This window comes from Streptomyces sp. PH10-H1 (assembly GCF_030063355.1).
Taxonomy (GTDB): domain Bacteria; phylum Actinomycetota; class Actinomycetes; order Streptomycetales; family Streptomycetaceae; genus Actinacidiphila.
On record NZ_JASISZ010000074.1, the window covers coordinates 1 to 14835 of the forward strand.

14 protein-coding genes and 2 pseudogenes are annotated in these 14835 nt (G+C 68.6%); 5 read left to right on the plus strand and 11 right to left on the minus strand.

What is annotated here, in order from left to right; all coding sequences use genetic code 11:
- Positions 1-228: 228 nt before the first annotated feature.
- The 5 genes and pseudogenes from QMK24_RS32385 to QMK24_RS32400 form a co-directional block, all read right to left on the minus strand.
- A complete protein-coding gene (locus tag QMK24_RS32385) occupies positions 229-807 on the minus strand; it encodes a hypothetical protein (RefSeq protein ID WP_283470435.1) in 579 nt (192 codons plus the stop codon).
- Positions 804-2087, minus strand: coding sequence for a molybdopterin-dependent oxidoreductase (locus QMK24_RS32390; RefSeq protein ID WP_283470471.1), 1284 nt, complete (start codon positions 2085-2087; stop codon positions 804-806). The genes QMK24_RS32385 and QMK24_RS32390 overlap by 4 nt, the downstream gene beginning before the upstream one ends.
- A gap of 1042 nt (positions 2088-3129) precedes the next feature.
- Positions 3130-3537: pseudogene (locus tag QMK24_RS32395) on the minus strand (transposase); the annotation flags it as partial.
- Between the two features lie 37 nt (positions 3538-3574).
- Positions 3575-3784, minus strand: coding sequence for an integrase core domain-containing protein (locus QMK24_RS42000; RefSeq protein WP_502962649.1), 210 nt, complete (start codon positions 3782-3784; stop codon positions 3575-3577).
- Complete coding sequence (locus QMK24_RS32400) at positions 3711-4289, minus strand: IS3 family transposase (protein ID WP_502962650.1); 579 nt, start codon at positions 4287-4289, stop codon at positions 3711-3713. The genes QMK24_RS42000 and QMK24_RS32400 overlap by 74 nt, the downstream gene beginning before the upstream one ends.
- Before the next feature lie 284 nt (positions 4290-4573).
- Between QMK24_RS32400 and QMK24_RS32410 the strand changes: the two are divergent.
- Positions 4574-5302, plus strand: a pseudogene (locus QMK24_RS32410) (IS701 family transposase); the annotation flags it as partial.
- A 136-nt stretch (positions 5303-5438) separates the two neighbouring features.
- Here QMK24_RS32410 and QMK24_RS32415 read toward each other — a convergent pair.
- The 4 genes from QMK24_RS32415 to QMK24_RS32430 all read right to left on the minus strand — a co-directional run bounded on the left by QMK24_RS32415 (position 5439) and on the right by QMK24_RS32430 (position 8216).
- A complete protein-coding gene (locus tag QMK24_RS32415; RefSeq protein ID WP_283470437.1) occupies positions 5439-6404 on the minus strand; it encodes a multicopper oxidase domain-containing protein in 966 nt (321 codons plus the stop codon).
- A gap of 769 nt (positions 6405-7173) precedes the next feature.
- Positions 7174-7323: a hypothetical protein gene (locus QMK24_RS32420; RefSeq protein WP_283470438.1), complete on the minus strand. Its 150-nt coding sequence runs from the start codon at positions 7321-7323 to the stop codon at positions 7174-7176.
- Positions 7324-7336: 13 nt separating this feature from the next.
- On the minus strand, positions 7337-7510 hold the full coding sequence (locus tag QMK24_RS32425; RefSeq protein ID WP_283470439.1) for a hypothetical protein: 174 nt from the start codon (positions 7508-7510) through the stop codon (positions 7337-7339).
- Between the two features lie 352 nt (positions 7511-7862).
- Positions 7863-8216, minus strand: a complete 354-nt coding sequence (locus QMK24_RS32430; protein WP_283470441.1) for a hypothetical protein — start codon at positions 8214-8216, stop codon at positions 7863-7865.
- Between the two features lie 365 nt (positions 8217-8581).
- Here QMK24_RS32430 and QMK24_RS32435 point away from each other — a divergent pair, with 365 nt between their 5' ends.
- From QMK24_RS32435 to QMK24_RS32450, 4 genes are all read left to right on the plus strand, one after another.
- Positions 8582-9892: a hypothetical protein gene (locus tag QMK24_RS32435; RefSeq protein ID WP_283470443.1), complete on the plus strand. Its 1311-nt coding sequence runs from the start codon at positions 8582-8584 to the stop codon at positions 9890-9892.
- A gap of 157 nt (positions 9893-10049) precedes the next feature.
- Positions 10050-10664, plus strand: coding sequence for a hypothetical protein (locus tag QMK24_RS32440; protein ID WP_283470445.1), 615 nt, complete (start codon positions 10050-10052; stop codon positions 10662-10664).
- Positions 10665-10756: 92 nt separating this feature from the next.
- Positions 10757-11134: a hypothetical protein gene (locus tag QMK24_RS32445; RefSeq protein ID WP_349307923.1), complete on the plus strand. Its 378-nt coding sequence runs from the start codon at positions 10757-10759 to the stop codon at positions 11132-11134.
- 268 nt (positions 11135-11402) lie between these two features.
- On the plus strand, positions 11403-12215 hold the full coding sequence (locus QMK24_RS32450) for an AAC(3) family N-acetyltransferase (protein WP_283470446.1): 813 nt from the start codon (positions 11403-11405) through the stop codon (positions 12213-12215).
- Between the two features lie 263 nt (positions 12216-12478).
- Here the strand turns inward: QMK24_RS32450 and QMK24_RS42005 are convergent, their stop codons facing one another.
- The gene (locus tag QMK24_RS42005) at positions 12479-12751 is read right to left on the minus strand and encodes a transposase (RefSeq protein ID WP_502962651.1); all 273 of its coding nucleotides are present in this window, start codon (positions 12749-12751) and stop codon (positions 12479-12481) included.
- A 323-nt stretch (positions 12752-13074) separates the two neighbouring features.
- Positions 13075-14736, minus strand: a complete 1662-nt coding sequence (locus QMK24_RS32455) for a hydrogenase maturation protein (RefSeq protein WP_283470447.1) — start codon at positions 14734-14736, stop codon at positions 13075-13077.
- Between the last annotated feature and the right edge of the window lie 99 nt (positions 14737-14835).

Consider the following 14835-nt stretch of genomic DNA (forward strand, 5'->3'; position numbering starts at 1 on the left):
AACCGAAGGATCCAAGGCCGCCGCCGGACAGGCGGAGACCCAAAACGCCCGTGGAGCACAGGTAAGACCGGAACCTGTTCCGACACAGCGCGATGAAGCACGAACCCACCCAAACACCGCGCCATCCCTGCGCAGCACGGAGGGAATCACCGCCCTTTAGAGCGGAGAGGATGTCAATGAAACGCCCGCATCCAACCGCGCTGACATCCCTGGCCGCGTCGTGGCCCTTCAGCTGTGACTCTGCGGTGATGTCCCATCAGGTGGCGTGCTGAGGAGGGGTCCTGGTGGCGAAGGTTCTTGCCGACGGGCCGGACCTTCGTTCTGCGCGGGTGGTGGAGGTGGTGCCGCGTGGCCGCGCCACATGGCTGTGATCAGGCAGAGGGCTGATGCGGCGAAGAGTGCGCCGGTGATGAGCAGCCACCGGCCGAGGAAGACGCCGGGCGGTAGCGCGGTGGCCAGGTGGTAGCCGGGGACCTTGCGAAGGATGAGGGGATACCAGGTGATGAGTAGGAGGAGTGAAACGAAGGCAGGAACGCGCAGGTAGTTGATCCAAGACCTCCGGGACCGGTGGTGTATTCCGGTGCCCTGTCTTGTGCGGAGCAGGCGTTGCGCGGAGCGGTCGGTGAGGTTGTACAGGGGGAGCAGCACCAGATCGTGCAGCAGGGCGGCGCCCACGAACCACATGACGACGCCGAGGGTGTCGCCTTTGAGCAGCCGCACTCCTGCGTAGAGGGTCAGGGCGAAGGAGCACAGGACAAGCAGAAGGTGGAGCGGGGAGGCGCCGTAGCGCTCGCTGACGCTCTTCACAGCGTGCTCCCGAAGGTGAGGCGGGTGACCCACTTGGTGTTGTGTACCCCGGGGTTGGCGGGAACGATGATGCGGGCGGGATATCCGTGGTCCGGGGTGAGGTCAGCTCCGTTGACCCGTAGCGCCAGGAGCGACAGCGAATCGCGGACCTGATTGTCCCGCAGTACCGTCGAGCGGAACGCGCCGCTTCGCTGGACGGACTCCACAGCTACGCCTGGCGGCCTGTCGTGCAGACCGACGAGGGCGGCCAGATCGGCCAGCCGTACCCCCGACCAGTGCTGGTCGTCGGTGGACCATCCCTCCACGCACGCGATCGGCAGTGCTGCTGTGTGCTGCGGCAGCGCCAACACCTGCTCCCGTGTGAGGATCACCTGGTGGGTTCCCGCACGCACGGTCAGCCGCCAGTCCGGTCCGATGTCGCGGGCTCGGATACCGACGTCGGCCGCCGTCTTGTTGACCTGGAACCCGCCAGGTCCTGAGCCCGGATTCCGTCCACCATGGGGCGCCAGCAACGCGGTGCGGCGCAGCGGCCCTCCGATGCTCTGTCCTGCAGTCACTACCAGCAAGCTCAGGGAGCCGAGCCCTACCATTCCCAGCGCCCCGCGTCGCGACATGGTCGGCGGGGCCGGCCTGGGTGAGACCAGACCCGTCTCATCCGCGGGCTCCGGCTCGGTCCGTTCCAGCGGGGTGCGCAGTTCGGTGCGTAGCCGCCGACTGCGCAGGGCGCGGACCATGATGGGAATGCGGAACGCGATGTGGACGATGAAGGCGCCGATGAACACCCACGCCCCGTAGAAGTGCAGGGTGTAGAAGGAGCCGGGGAAGATGTAATGCAGCTGGATGTTGAGAATTCCGGTGACGAACTCGAACAGCGCGCCGCCCACCAGGAGAAGCAGCGACAGACGCTCCAACGCGTGACTGGCCGAGCGTACCGGTGGCCAGGAGAACAGCTTGGGGATCACCGACCACAGCTTGGCCAGCAGCACCGGGATCAGCACCACACCCAGCGTGACGTGGACACCCTGCAGGAGCCGGTAGAGCCAGTACGGGTGCGTGGGCCAGGAGAAGAGATAGAAGCCCAGCAGCCCCTTGTCCGGCGTCTGATCATTAACCGGCGACAAGTCCGGATTGTAGGCCGCGTACGACAGCAACCCGGTCACGAACAACACCGTGATACCCACCAGCAGGACCAACCCGAACACCGAAGTCAGCCACGGACCACGCAACGGGCTGCGCCAGAAACCCGGCCGAGCGGGGCCCGGGGGCGGACCGGAACCCAACAGGGCACGAAGCCGCCCCTGCCTCGACACCGACTCCGGCTTCGACTCCGGCTTCGACTCCGCCTTCGACTCCGCCTTCGACTCCGACTCCGGCTGCGGCTGCGGCTGCGGCTCCGAGACGACATCGGCCTCGGAGTCGCTCTGCCCTTCCACAGACTCCTGTGAGACACGGTCCCCTCGCGGCGGGGGTTCCGGGGCTTCGGCGCCGGCTGCGCTCGCACCGTCCTCCGGCGATTGCGACTCCGGAGGTGGGCGGCGCGCTTCCTGTCCGTCATCAGGTGCGTCCATCTTGTTCCTTCCCAATCGCACAAAGTGGCCGATCTGACCTTATTCCCCAACCATGGCCCGACCATGGCAGCGACTCCTTACGACATTGCGACAGACGCCAGCGGCCTGTGACGGCTACCCGGACCGACCGGAGGGGATCCGGATCCACACGTGGCACGCACCGGGCACGTCGCCGATGATCGCGAGGGCTGAATGCCTGGCAGAACACGGCAGCCATGCGAACCGCTACCGACATCCTTGTCATTCCCCGAGGACCGGGGCGGTGGGACAACGAATCAAATCGCGCGGACATCCGCTTCTCGGATCCCGGCGAGAGTGTGGCGATCGCAAGGGGCGGAGTCGGTCTTACTGAGCGTGAGCAGCGCGTCCTGGGGGGAGATAGAAGCTGGCCTACGCCATCACCATCGGCGGCTCGATCGCCGATTGCGGAGTCTGGGATCGCCCTCCCGCCATCCCGGCTGGGAGCAAATAGCAGGTCGTCGCATTGAGGCCGCCTTCGTGACGGCAGCGTCGATTGCTTCGCTCTGCTTGCTGATCGCGGGAGTCCGCGCCGGTGAACCGGCCGTTCTCTGGGCCTTCGCGTGCGTAGGGACCGCCGCAGTGCTCAGTGGCGCCCGCCTCATGTTCATCTCGGCGCGGAATACCGATCGGCAACCTAGATGCGCCGCAACGCCACAGCAGCGCGCAAGCCACCCGCCCCCGCTGACTTCGACCCCCACTTTTCCTCGCCGTTTCCACGTCGACGGGTAGAGGCTCAGGCCGGCGCCGTTGCTTTTGGGGCTTGGGTCAGTCGTTGCAGGGTGCAAAAGGCGTGGGCGACCGAGACGAGGGTGACGTGGTGGTGCCGGCCGGTCCAGGTCCGGCCCTCGAAGTGGGCCAGGCCCAGGGCCTGCTTCATCTCCCGGTAGTCGTGCTCGATGCGCCAGCGGAGCTTGGCGAGGCGGACCAGGGTGGTCAGCGGGGTGTCGGCGGGCAGGTCGGAGAGCCAGAACTGGACCGGCTCGGGCTCGGTGGCGGGCCATTCGGCCAGCAGCCAGCACTCGGGCAGTTCGGGGCCGTCGACGGCCCGGCGGATCTCGCGTCCGGCAGGCCGGATCCGCAAGGTCACGAAAGGCGAATAGGTCCGCTTGCGGCCGGAGCGGCCCGTGCCGGGGCGGGATGAGCTGTCCTGAGTTTCGTAGCGGCCGTTTTGTGTGGTTTCAGGCGGTGTTCGTGGTCGCCTGGGATCGGTGGTGCTGGGCCTCGAATTCTTCGGGCGGGAGGTAGTCGAGGGCGGAGTGCAGGCGTTCGGTGTTGTACCAGCCGACCCACGCGACGACGGCGCGTTCGACCTGGTCAGCGGAGCGCCACGGGGCGTGGTGCCCGATCAGTTCGGCTTTGAAGGAGCCGTTGAGGGCCTCGGCCCTCACAGTCATAGCTGTCGGCGACGGAGCCGACCGACGCGATCGTGCCGGCCTCGATCAGATGCTCGCTGTAGCGAATGGACACGTATTGCGAGCCGCGGTCGCTGTGATGAACCAGGCCCGACCCCTTCTTGATCCCTCGCCGCCACAAGGCCATTTCGAGGGCATGGAGCGGGAGATCGGTGCGCATGTGGGTGGCGAGCTGCCATCCGATGATCATCCGGGAGTACACGTCCAGGACGAAAGCGACGTAGACCCAGCCCGACCAGGTGCGGATGTAGGTCAGGTCCACGACCCACAGCTGATTCGGACGGTGGGCACGGAAGTGCCGATTGACCAGGTCGGGCGGCCTTGGGGCGGACGGTTCGGGGATCGTCGTGCGGCGTCGCTGCCCGCGGATAACGCCTTCCAGGCCGTCCTCGCGCATTAGCCTCGCCGTGCTGCGGGACCAGTGCGAGGTGTTCGGCGCGGTAGCCTCCACGCCGACGGCATGGCGGCTGTTGTCCGACATCGACGAGGCCGTACTGGACCGGCTGCGGTCGGCCCGCGCCGCAGCCCGGGAGGTGGCCGGGCTGCAGGCCGCCGAGACCGGCTCCGGCATACCCGCGGTGAAGGCTGGCCGACGCGAGGTGCCCGGCCTGGTCCTGGACCTCGACGCCACGCTGGTCACCTGCCACTCCGAGAAGGAACAGGCCGCACCCACCTACAAAGGCGGCTTCGGCTACCATCCGCTGCTTCCTGGCCAACACCGGCGAAGCCCTGGCCGGGCGGCTGCGACCCGGCAACGCCGGAGCCGGCTCGGTGTGGGATGCGGACCGGCTGCGCGACGCGGTCCGCGACTACGTGGTGGATCACCTGGGCGATGCGGAAGCGTCGCTGGTCATCGACGATACGCAGGCCCAGAAGAAGGGCAGCTAGTCGGTCGGCGTGGCCTTCCAGCACTGCGGACTGACCGGTGATGTCCGCAATTGCCAGGTCATGGTGATGCTCAGCTACGCCACCGCCGCCGGGCACGCCTTCATCGACCGGCGCCTGTGTCTGCCCGAGGACTGGACCACCGACCGGGACCGCTGCGGGGAGGCCGGTATTCCGGACGAGGTCGCCTTCGCCACCAAGCCCGAGCCGGCCATCGCCATGCTCGAGCAGGCCCGGTCCGCGCAGGTGCCGTTCGCCTGGATCCTGGCGGACGCCGGCTACGGACGGGACCCGCAACTGCGCGCCTGGTGTCACCGGCAGAGCGCGCCGTACGTCTTCGGCGTCCCGGTCGACCTGCCGCTTGACGGCCCGCCGGGCAAGGCGCGTCAGCCGGCCGTCAAGCGAGCCGATGACCTGCTGCACTACGCAAAGACCCGTGACCAGTGGGAACGCCGCTCCTGCGGGGACGGCGCCAAGGGGATGCGGCCCTACGACTGGACCCACGCCTCCTCCACCAGGACCCGCCCCAAGCACAGCCTTCACGGTGCGCCCGGCGGTTACCTACCGCCCGGTCCGGTCCCGCATCACTTTATTTGCGATGCGCAGTGAGGTCATCGGGTGCGCGGCGCGGAGACGACGGTGGCAACCGCCATGAGCAGTGTGACGGATCGTCGACCGCGGCGTTTCCCCATCGGTTCGGGTCACTCCCAAGCTTGCGGCGGGCCCGCGAACGGGAGTGGGAGTGCTACGGGTGGACGCGGTAGCGTCCGACCATTCCGCCAGTCATGTGGTCGGTGACGTGGCAGTGGTAGATCCAATCGCCGGGGTTGTCCTCGGTGTACTCCACGGTCAGGGTGGTGGAAGGGCCGAGGATCTGGGAGTCCACCCATCCCTGGTAGCCCTGATTGCTCTCCCATCGGTGTCCGTGAATGTGGAAAACGTGGAATTCCTTGCCCAGCGCGGCAATACGCCAGCGCACCCGGTCGCCGACCCTCGCGGTGAAGGTGGGCGTGTTGTCGAGGAACGCGCCGCCGTTGAACATGTCGAGGTCCTGGGCGAGTGACGGCACGTCATCGGTGTACGCGTCGTGCAGGAAGAGCGTGAACTCGCGGTCCACGGGCGGTGTGTTCTCGTCAGTTACCACGAGGATGCCCAGCATGCCGAGTTCGGCGCCGATCTCCATCACCGCTTCAGCGCTGCCCATTGTGTCGGCCGTGCCGCCCTTTGATGCGGCGCCGGCGGGTGCGGGGATCGCCTGCGGAACGGAGTGGTCATGGTAGAGCCAGGTGCCGACCGAGCTGCCCTGGCAATGCCAGGTGTAGGTGTAGGTACCGCCGAAGGGAATTGCGGTCCCTGGGTGCCGAGGATCGTCAGCGAGCCAGCCGCCGTCGTTGTCACGGTCGTACTGGACACCGTGCGGGTGGATGCTGTGGGGCCATCTGTAGTGCTCGTCGTTGTTGCGGAAATGCACCCGGATGGTGTCGCCGACCTCGGCGCGCAGCACCGGCCCGGGGATTCCGGCATTCGTGCCGATGCCGTCCGTGCCCAGGTCTGCGTCCAGCGGCCGGCCCCAGCTCGGGGTGTAGGCGCGGAAACCGATCGCCCAGAAGGTGGTCTGGTCGGGGGAGAATCGCCGCCCCATCATGCCGTCGTACCCGTTGGGCACCGCGTTGTGCTCGAAGGAGTCGGCTTGAATCCAGAACTCCCGCACCCGGCCGGTGGAGCTGGAGGCAACTGCCGCCGAGGGGCCTCGGCGCGGCCAGGGAGCCGTATCTGCCTGAGCCGCCCAAGCCGGCTGAACGCGGCCCGCCACAGCTGCGGCGGCACCGCCCCCGAGCAGTATCCGGATCGCCGACCGGCGCCCGCCGTCCCCGGCGGCCCCTCGTTCCCGGTCAGCCGACATGACGGGCCTCTCTGATGGTGGCAGGGCGCAGTTCGGTGGACGGCACAGGGTCGCGAGTTACCAAGAGATGCCTCCGGGATCAGCGAGATCAGCCCGATAGTGATGGACCGGCCTACGTTCGTGGCAGACCAGCCGTCGGCTGGCCGGCACAACAACATACGACCCCACTCGTATCCGACCGGTCCCCCACAGGCGCCGACGGCACGAGCCCGTCACCCGTGCGGCTCGCCGTGACCACCGGGGTGGCTCACAGGAGTCCCGCGGGTTTCGCCAGTCACCCATGGCCCCACGAACCGGTTGGCCAACCCACCCCTGGCCCGCGGGCGGGGGTGGGTTGACAGCGGCAGCGGACCTGCATGAGATTCCCATCAGAAGGTCCGCTCGGTCCAGAGCGCTGCACACCCGAGTCGACAGGTTTTGGCGTTGCTGCCCGTCGGGAGGAACGCCCAAGTCAAGCGACAGCCATACACGGAGGTCATGCCCTGTCGAGAGCAGCACCGCTTCCCCCTGCTCTCCGCAGGGGAATTCCGGCGGCCGCGAGCGCCTGCACGCTTCGGTCATGAAGATCGGCCGCGTTCTACTTGCCGTCCTCGCGCGAAGCCACGTAAATCGCGTGCGCCAATTCGGCCGCGACGCGGTCCGCGGTGCTCACGTCGATGCTGCAGGGCCCCAGCGTTATCGTGTCGGCGGTCGAGTCGTAGCCGAAGCTCCAGAAGTAACGTGCCACGTCGCGCGCTGCGTCACCCCGCTTTTACGCGTCCTGCCTGCGGTCCGATGCCCTTCCCGCGTGACCAGTCCTCGAAGCGGGTCAGGCCGTCGCGCATGTGCTTGATACCGGGCAGCACGTCTTCGAATCGCTTGCGCGCCATGGCGAGCGCTTGACCGACGGCGATCTGCTCCAGCTTCTCCGCCATCAACACCTGCATCAACGCGATGCACAGTTGCCGTGCGCCGATCTGCCGTGTGTCGAAGCCGCCGCCTCCCTCGTCACCCGCATGGATTCGGCGGACGGACAGGGCTGTGGTGCGTTGCCACCACTGCGCTTCCGATACTGCGATCGCGTGCGGGTTGTCAGCCGGCGACCAGCTAGTCCGTCGAGGTGTCGTTCATGGAGAGACGTCTCGCCCCGTGATCCTCCGCATGCCGAGGAGTTTCGGCTCCAAAAGGGTTCCTGCTGTTCGCGCATTTCTCCGCCGCCAGGCCGCCGCGCGGTGGAGCGAGCTGGCGGCCATCGGCACGGCCGGGATCGGGGCCCGCTGGCGGCGCCTACGCCGGGGAGCGGTCGGCGAAGGCCAGGGCCTCACCCGCGAGGTCCTGCCAGCCCACCCGCGCGCCAGGGTCCAGCGACAGCCACTCGCGCATCGGCCGCCCACGGCCCGCGTCGAACCGGATGCCCTCGCCGGCATCCACAAGCACGTCGACCCGGCTCCGGGGCAGCTTCACTACCAGCCGTTCCCGCACCAGCATCGCGAAGATCTTGCCGTGCACCTTCAGCGCGGCACCGCCGAACCTGCCCTCACGTCCCGGCTCGTCCACGGGCGCGCTCACCCCGTCAAGGCACCCGAGCGCGTCGACCAGGTCGGCGAAGCGCTGCTGCGCGGACTTCGGCTTGCTCGCCATGGACCGCAACCTTCCTCGCTGACGACCGGGTCTGCGCCGTGGGGCCGTCGTTGTCGGTGCGCTCCCGCAAGCAAAGCAGCTCACCGCCCTGCGCGCACGCGCATCGGCGTCGGTGCGCGCGCTGACAAAATGCTGCCCTTCCACAGCCCTGGCGTGGGACGCACGGTGCTGCGGATCGTGCTCGACGAGGCGTACACGAGTGATGGGCCCGGCCCAACTGTGCCGGCGCGGCCGGATGGATCGCAGTCCGGCGGGGTACGGATACGGGCACGGCGGGCGTGTGCAGCTGACGGGCGCTGGTGCCCGGTGATCGGGCGCCATGGGGGGGTGGGGCGGTGAAGGCTGAGCGTGGAGTTCTGGCACTCATGGGTTCGGGTGAGACCAGCCCCACCATGGTGACCCTGCACCGCGAGCTGGTCGCGGACCTGGGCCGTGATGCGGCCGCGGTGATCCTGGAGACGCCGTACGGATTCCAGGTGAACCGCGACGACATCTCCGCCCGCGCCCGGGACTACTTCCAGCGCAGCGTGGGCCTCACGACCGCGGTCGTCCCCGATGCGGAACCGAGTACGCCGGCGGACGACATCCTGGACAGCACACGCGACCAGGTGCGCCGGGCGGCCTGGGTGTTCACCGGCCCCGGCAGCCCCTCCTACGCCTTGGGCCGTTGGCATGCCCAGGGGCTGGGAGAACTCCTGGTCGAGCGTGTGCGCCGCGGGTACGGGGTGACGGTGATGGCGTCCGCGGCGGCGTGCACCGTGGGGTTCGTCGCGCTGCCCGTATACGAGGTCTACAAGGCCGGGCACCCCCCGGTGTGGCTGAAGGGCCTGGACGTCCTCGGCGCGCTCGGTCTGCCGGTCGCGGTGATCCCGCACTACGACAACGCCGAAGGCCGCACCCACGACACCCGCTACTGCTACCTCGGCGAAACGCGGCTGGCCGCATTGGAGCAGCACCTTCCCCACGACAGCGCTGTGCTGGGCATCGACGAACACACCGCGGTCATCGTCGACCTCGGCGCCGACACCGCACGGGTGTGGGGACACGGCGTGATGACCCTTCGCCGACGGGGCGTCAGCACCCTGATTCCCGCCGGCACCACCCTGCCGCTGGAGCGGTTACGGAACCTCGTGACCGGCACGGCACAGCTGACGGAGTTCCCCGCACCACGCACCACCCCCGCAGATCACCACGCGAACGCGCCTGCCACGCCTGCCATCACGACCGCCGCACCCGCCACCCTCCAGGAAGCCGTCCATGCGGCGGAGACCCGCTTCGACTCCGCCCGAGCGGCTCACGACGCCGGGAGCATGGTCGACGCGATCCTCGACCTGGAGGCCGTGATCACCGAGTGGGCCGCCGACATGGAGGAGGACCAAGGCGGGGAGTGGGCCCGCACCGTCCTGCGCGGCATGATCCGCCAGCTCACTCTGCCCGCCCAGCAGGGCATGCTGGAACCCGGCCGCACCCTCGGCTGTATCCTCGATCCGCTGCTCGACCTGCGCAAACGCCTGCGCACCCGAGGCGACTTCCACCTCGCCGACCACCTGCGCGCCGCCCTCGCAGCCGGCGGCATCGAAATCCGCGACTCGTCCGAGCGCACCTCGTGGCGGCTCACCGCCAACGACTCGGCTCCTCCCACCGGAGCTGACACTGCTGTGCCGCCACGCGAGTAACACCTGGCCCATTCGTGCGCCCTCGACTCGCTCTTGCACATGCCCCGCAATAGTGTCGGTCTACGGTCAGCAGGCCGTGGGGCACCGGTACCGCGCGCCGAGGCCGGCCCGACGTCGGCCACGTCATGCGACCCGCACCGGAAGGCAGCGCACCCCGATGCACGACACGACCAGTCCACCGGGAACCGCCGCCGCCTACACCGCACCGCCGACGGTCCTGATCGAAACGCTGCTCCTACGACACGACACGGCCGGCGGCTTCGCCTACCGCCGCCGGCTCGTCCCCCTCGAACGCCACGCAGACCCCGACCACACCGCCCGCCACCTGGCGGACCTCGGGAACCCAGCGGACCTCGACCAGCTCGACGAGCGCAATGACCAGCACGTCGTGCACTCCACCAGCTGGCGGGCCACTGACGAGGGCCACATCATCCTGACCTACCTCGTCCACCCGGACCCCCAGCCGAGCAAGCCGGCCGTCGTCCTCGCCGACCCGCACACCATCGCCCGCTCCGACCACCCCAGCCGCCCACAGCCAACCGGCCTGGCCACGGACCACGTCGTCGCACACGCGATCAGACACCTCGCGTTCCTCGCCCGCACCGACCCCGTCATCGCCGCCCACCTCACGCACCACCCCCACACCCACCTGGCCCTCGCCGCCCTCCCCGGCCTTCAAGCCGGCCGGCTCCCAGCCACCGATTCGGCCAGAACCCAGGAACCAGAGCCGACTTGCCCCCTCGAAAGAGCCGACCACCAGGCCGCACCGTGAGGGATGGGGCGCCCATCCGCGAGAGCCGCAAGCCCCGATCAGCTGCCGAGGGCTACGACGAGAACGCGATACGGGCGCTGGCCGAACGGGATGTGGAGCGCACCACTGGCGGTATCGCCTCCTGCCTGACCCACCACTTCGTCATCGATTTCGGCGAGCCGGTCCGGTTCAGCGAGATGAGAGAGGTCCTGGTCGCGGGGCTGCTGGCCGGGTATGGAATCGCCATGGCGGTCGGTGCCATCGCGGCCCTGCTGGTTGGTCTGACAGCTCGGACCTCATTGCGCGTCGGTGCTGCCGCCGCGCTGGGGGTCGCGACAGCTGATGGGCTGTATGCCATGGCGGCGGCACTGGGCGGATCAGGTGCGGCCAGCTTGGTCGAGCCGGTGGCCGTCCCGCTGCGTTGGACGGCGGCGATCGTGTTGATCGCATTGGCCGTCCGGACCGGCATCACCGTAGTGAGGCAGCATTGAACCCAGGCCCTCGACCGGGCACCCGGCGGGCTGACGTCTTCGCCCTGGCGGGCGTATGCCGGGCTGCTCGGGCTGACCTTGCTCAATCCGGTGACGATCATCTACTTCGGTGCCCTGGTGCTTGGCCGGCAGGCGAGCGGCGCGTCGAGTCTTCTCCCGGGAGCGTTGGCGGCGTGGGCCTTGGGGCCTCCATGCCCCCGCCTGAGCCGACGGACGGCGCGCTCGGATATGTTCTGCAACACACCGAAGCTGAGATGGAGATGCCCACATGCAATCGACGGGGCCGCGGAGCGGCGGACTGACTGCCGCTGACCTGGTGGAAGGATGGCGCGAGGTAGGGGTCGAGGAGGGCATGGCCCTGATCGTGCACTCATCGCTGTCCAGCCTCGGCCACGTCGAAGGCGGCGCCGCCACCGTGGTCGAAAGCCTGCGCAATGTGGTCGGGCCCACTGGGACGCTCGTTACGCCTGCCTTCACCTGGCAAGTCGCGGACCCGGACCCCGCCCACGTCGGTGTCCCCGACGCCGCGGTGAAGGAACGACGCGCGGCTGTGCCCATCTTCCATCCAGGCCTGCAATCCAGCATGGGAGCCATCGCAGAAGCACTGCGCGCTCTACCCGACAGCGTGCGCAGTCCCCACCCCCAGGCATCTGTCGCCGCCGTCGGCGCTCACGCCGCCGCCCTTGTGGGCCGCCAGACGCTCGGCTTCGCCGTCGGCGGCACATCACCGTTCGGTCACCTGCACGACATCGGCGGATACATCCTCCTCGTCGGGGTCGGCCACAACCGCAACACGTTCCTGCACTACGCCGAAACTCTGACGCCCAGCCCGCGCCTCAAGGTCCGCCGCTTCCCGCTGAACGTCGACGGCGAGCGGGTCTGGGTCGAGACGCTCGACGTCGGCAACGACAACGACACGCACTTCCCCACAGTCGGCCGCGAGTTCGAGGAGCACATCGGCATCAAGGAGGTCGTGGTCGGCCAGGCCCCCTGCCGCCTGGTCCCTGTACAGCCATTCGTGTCCTTCGCCGTCCGTCGACTCGCCGAACTGCTCACCGCCGACGCCGAACAGAAGGCATAGGTAACCAGGACCTCTGCCGCGGTGGGTGATTACCCACTGCGATCCAGGTCGCCGTAGGCGCGAGCCCGCCCGGCGCCCTCGGACACGCTGTCAGCGTATGGCTTTTCAGGCTACTCAGAACCCGGGGTCAGAAACAGGCACTTGGGTGGCGGAATGGTCTTGTTCGGCGGCTGAGGACCCGGCCGCCGAGCTGTAGCGCAGGCTCGCCTTGGCACCGAGCGAGAAGACGTGTGAGGCGACCCCCGGAGTGTGGACAGGGGGTTCTATGCGAGTCCAGCTGCCACTCTTTCTCGGCCTTCAGCAGCCGGGCGGTCTCCGCCCGCAACCGGGGCCAGCTCCGCCTCCGCATCTCCCGGCGTCACCTTGCCGCCGTCCGCCGGGGGCCCGTCCACGTCGCGCACCCAGACGCGCAGCGTCTCGGGGTTGACGTTCAGATCGGTAGCAACGTCCCGATACGTTCGCCTGCCGGCCGAAGCCCGCCACAACGCGATCGCGTCGGACCGGAACTCCGGACTGAACTTCGAGGGCCTTGCCATGGAGACCTACACCTTCCTGGACCGTCAAGATCCATTCTCAGGTGTGTCCACACTCCGGGGGCCGCCTCACCTCGGGTTCTGGCCGCGATACGCAACACCCCACCATCGCAGCTTACTTGCTCCACCCGCACCCCGCCCAGGTGCGGCAACACCGTCTCCAGCAGTTCTCCACACTCGACGAGTATCGCGTGGCTGGTGACGGTACGTCACCGGCGCACGGAAGCACGACCGGCTTCACGGAAATCTTGACTGAGCCAGATTTCACCCGACGCTGACAGAGGATCCCATCGGATGAGGTTATGGGCGCCCGCGGTGTCTCGGCCCTACGCCTTGTGGACGAAGGCCCGGCGTAGGGCGTGGTAGGGCCGGCCGGGATCGTTGAAGATCTGGCGCATACGGCTGAGTTCCTCGTCGCGATAGGCAGCCAGCGGTTTGGCGGCTTCCGCGGTGTCGCGCTCTGCCTTCTTCGCCGCGATCCGGGTCCGGGTCGCGGGCGTGGAGGCCAGCCGCACAGCGAATGCGACGACCCGCGCGGCGAAATCCTGCGGGGTGGTGTCGAACAGCCGGTCCACCAGCCCGAGGCGTTGCCCAGTCGCGGCGCTTACCGGCATTGCCCGCTCGGTGAGCTGCTCGGCGACGACGGCGCCGACCCGACGCGGCAGGGAGTATGTCCAGTACTCGGAGCCGTAGAGTCCCATCCGCCGGTAGTGCGGGTTGAGTACGACACCGGTCCTGCACCAGACCTCGTCCGCGGCCAGGGCCAGCATCACGCCGCCCGCCGCGGCATTGCCGCCCAGCGCGGAGATCACGTACCGGTCGGTCGTGGTCAGGATTGCCTGCACCACGTCGTCGATGGCGTTGATGTTGGCCCAGGATTCCGCGGCGGGATCGGGCGCGGCTTCGATGACATTGAGATGGATGCCGTTGGAGAAGAAGTCGCGGCCGCCGCCGAGGACAAGTACCGATGTCGGCCGGGTGCACGCGTAGCGGTAGGCGGTCAGCAGACGTTCGCAGTGGGTCGTGCTCATCGCGCCGCCGGGGAAGGAGAAGCCGAGGAAACCGGTCTCTCCGTGTTCGCGGTAGTGAATGTCGGTCCAGGTGCGGCGGTCGTCGCTCGCGCCGTCGAGAGGGTAGGGCAGTTCCGGTACCGGTGGCAGTCGATCCCCCAGGGCGGTGGTCGCGGGCAGCGAGAACGTGGGCGGTTGTCCTGGAAGGCGGCGCGGCCGCAGTCGCGGGATCCATACGGCACCGTCGCGGGTCGCCCGGCAGATCGCGCCCGCGCGGGTGGCCAGTACGTCGCCCTGGGCTCCGGTCAGGGTGTCCTCGGGGTGGCCGCCGTGCAGGAACCATTGGGCGCCGAGCAGTTCATCCAGTACTCCGGGCTGTGAGTCGGCCGAACGGAGATTGCGGACCACCGTCTCGGTACTGTCCGCGGTCCAGTCGATGCGTCGTGTCTCCTGGCGCAAGTAGGGCCGGGTAGTGACGGTGATCCGTTGGTCCGCGCTGCTCTGCGAGCGGGGGACGAATGTGCCCGAGGCGAAGCGTCCCACGGCCAGCAGCACCGCTTCGAGCGCCGCGTCGGAGACCTCGTTGCGGTACAGGTCGCTCTTGCCCAACTGCGGGAGCGGACAGGACACCGAGGCCCACACGTCTCCGGCGTCCATTTCGGCGTTGGCCCGCAGGACGGTCACGCCCCACCGGTCGACGCCCTCCTGCACGGCCCAGTCGAGCGAGGACGGACCGCGGTCGCCCAACGGTCCTGGGTGCACGATCAGGCAGGTGTGTGCGGACCACACAGGCTCCGGGATTGCTTCCTTGAGCATCGGTGCCACGAGCAGTGCCGGCCGGTGCCGTTGCAGCGCGTCGCGCAGGGCTGCCTCCTCGCAGGAGAGTTCCACCGCCACGGTGTGGCCCCGGTCCGACAGTTCGACGTACACACGCTGCGTCAAACTGTTGAACGCGCTGGCGAGCAGCAGGATGTTCATGGCGACCTCCAGCGGATCCCGATGGATGGGAAGGTGAGGACCCTGACCGGAAATCCTTGCGCGCAGGCCCGCGCCCATGGCCGACGCGCGTCCGTGAAG

What these genes read in the sequence shown, in the direction of transcription:
- QMK24_RS32430 (WP_283470441.1), bottom strand. Translation starts at nt 8,216, where the DNA reads ATGGCGAGCAAGCCGAAGTCCGCGCAGCAGCGCTTCGCCGACCTGGTC.
- QMK24_RS32450 (WP_283470446.1), top strand. Translation starts at nt 11,403, where the DNA reads ATGCAATCGACGGGGCCGCGGAGCGGCGGACTGACTGCCGCTGACCTG.
- QMK24_RS32440 (WP_283470445.1), top strand. Translation starts at nt 10,050, where the DNA reads ATGCACGACACGACCAGTCCACCGGGAACCGCCGCCGCCTACACCGCA.
- QMK24_RS32400 (WP_502962650.1), bottom strand. Translation starts at nt 4,289, where the DNA reads ATGTCGGACAACAGCCGCCATGCCGTCGGCGTGGAGGCTACCGCGCCG.
- QMK24_RS32435 (WP_283470443.1), top strand. Translation starts at nt 8,582, where the DNA reads ATGGGTTCGGGTGAGACCAGCCCCACCATGGTGACCCTGCACCGCGAG.
- QMK24_RS42005 (WP_502962651.1), bottom strand. Translation starts at nt 12,751, where the DNA reads ATGGCAAGGCCCTCGAAGTTCAGTCCGGAGTTCCGGTCCGACGCGATC.
- QMK24_RS32455 (WP_283470447.1), bottom strand. Translation starts at nt 14,736, where the DNA reads ATGAACATCCTGCTGCTCGCCAGCGCGTTCAACAGTTTGACGCAGCGT.
- QMK24_RS32425 (WP_283470439.1), bottom strand. Translation starts at nt 7,510, where the DNA reads ATGGCGGAGAAGCTGGAGCAGATCGCCGTCGGTCAAGCGCTCGCCATG.